1 protein-coding gene and 1 pseudogene are annotated in these 1,446 nt (G+C 32.4%); both read right to left on the bottom strand.

All coding sequences use genetic code 11. The features are described 5' to 3' along the window. Positions 1–413 precede the first annotated feature (413 nt). Positions 414–1,175, bottom strand: coding sequence for an inovirus-type Gp2 protein (locus FTV03_RS17715; protein ID WP_373687970.1), 762 nt, complete (start codon positions 1,173–1,175; stop codon positions 414–416). A 164-nt stretch (positions 1,176–1,339) separates the two neighbouring features. Continuing rightward, positions 1,340–1,446, bottom strand: a pseudogene (locus tag FTV03_RS17710) (IS701 family transposase); the annotation flags it as partial.

Here is a 1,446-nt window from a genome sequence, read left to right as displayed (position 1 = left end):
TGTACACAGTGCACTGGGTTATGTATCGCCTTTTGAGTTTGAAGCAATGTACTATGATAAGATTAACCCGTTAGGTCAGGTGGCCTAACTTAAATAAAAAAGTCTCCGACAAACCCGGTACGGTTCATACTGACATAGTATTTACCCTTCTTACTGGATTTTAATTTGAATGCACTATAACTTGGATTTGTGATGATTGATGATATCTCTTGCATAATCGAAAGATTATGTTTATTAACACAGAAATGTATTTGATCGGGGGTATGTATCAAATTTATTTGGTTTGTTGGTGTGCTCATAGAAATTCAATTAATCAAGCTGATAGTGTTTCTATCCAGATGGAGGTGGATTCTAAAGTATTTTCAATTACTCTTCTGCAATAAATCTAGCTAAAGCATAATAAAGTATCTGATTTACCTTGTGGCATACTTGCGAGTGCTGTAGCCAAATGTTCGTTGATTAATTTGGCTCCTTTCAAGAATGAACTGCTCTGTTTTGGTTATGTGATCAATCATCTTATTTAAAGAGTCAATTTTTTCTTGATCATCATGAGTGAGTATACCAATAGCAAGATTTTTACGTACTTGCTCTTCATGATTGAAGCTTTGATAGATTCCTTTTTTTAAGGTTATTTTTTGCCATAATTCACCAAGTTTATAGGCAAAGTTTTTATCTTCTGTAAAAGTATTCGCATCCATGAAAAATAGAAAATGATAGTGATATCTTTTTAATGCTGAGTATTCTAATTTCCAAATAAAACCGATTATGGGGGGGACTTTATCATTTGGTGTATGAAGTTTTTTGATGAACATTCGAAGGTAGGTTTTTAATAATTCAAGCGTGACTGTATGATCAGTATGTATGGAGAAATCCATTTTAATTATGAGTAGCCTTCTGAATGTACTTAATAGTTTTTTAGCAAGCCTTTTAGCTTTCTTGTTCTGATTGAGACTTTTTTCTTGGCGTGACAGAAGTGTTTTTTGATAGTTTGTATCGCTTGCAATAGCACAGGCAAGCTGATGGCAAAAGTCATTTAAAATTTCAGCTTTTAACATAAATTGATTGGGTGCTAGGGCGATAGCATCATTATGACTTCTAAGCCAAAAATCACTCTGACTAACTGTTAAATGATGAAGTATTATATTTTCTTTTAATACCTTGCGAAATAAGTCCACTTCAGGACTTGTACATGTTCTATCTTCAAAGTAATGGGGGTCAATTCTTCGGAGAGAGTCATGTATATTTTTATCAGCAATCGAATAAATATTTTGCTTTTTTTGATGTGGTAAGTAGATAGGTTTTTTTTTAAATTTTCTTATATATTAGGACTTACGCACTATCATTTATAGATTCTCTGTGGTAGCAGATGATTTTTATCGAGAATAAAGTCATCAATGAAGTTTTTGATAATTGGTCTAAATAATTTCTTCTGCCAACGATATATAT

The sequence above is a fragment of the Acinetobacter sp. YH12218 genome, from assembly GCF_013417925.1.
Taxonomy (GTDB): Bacteria; Pseudomonadota; Gammaproteobacteria; order Pseudomonadales; family Moraxellaceae; genus Acinetobacter; species Acinetobacter amyesii.
Note: the sequence above shows the minus strand (reverse complement) of the source record. Positions and strands in the feature narration are given on the sequence as shown.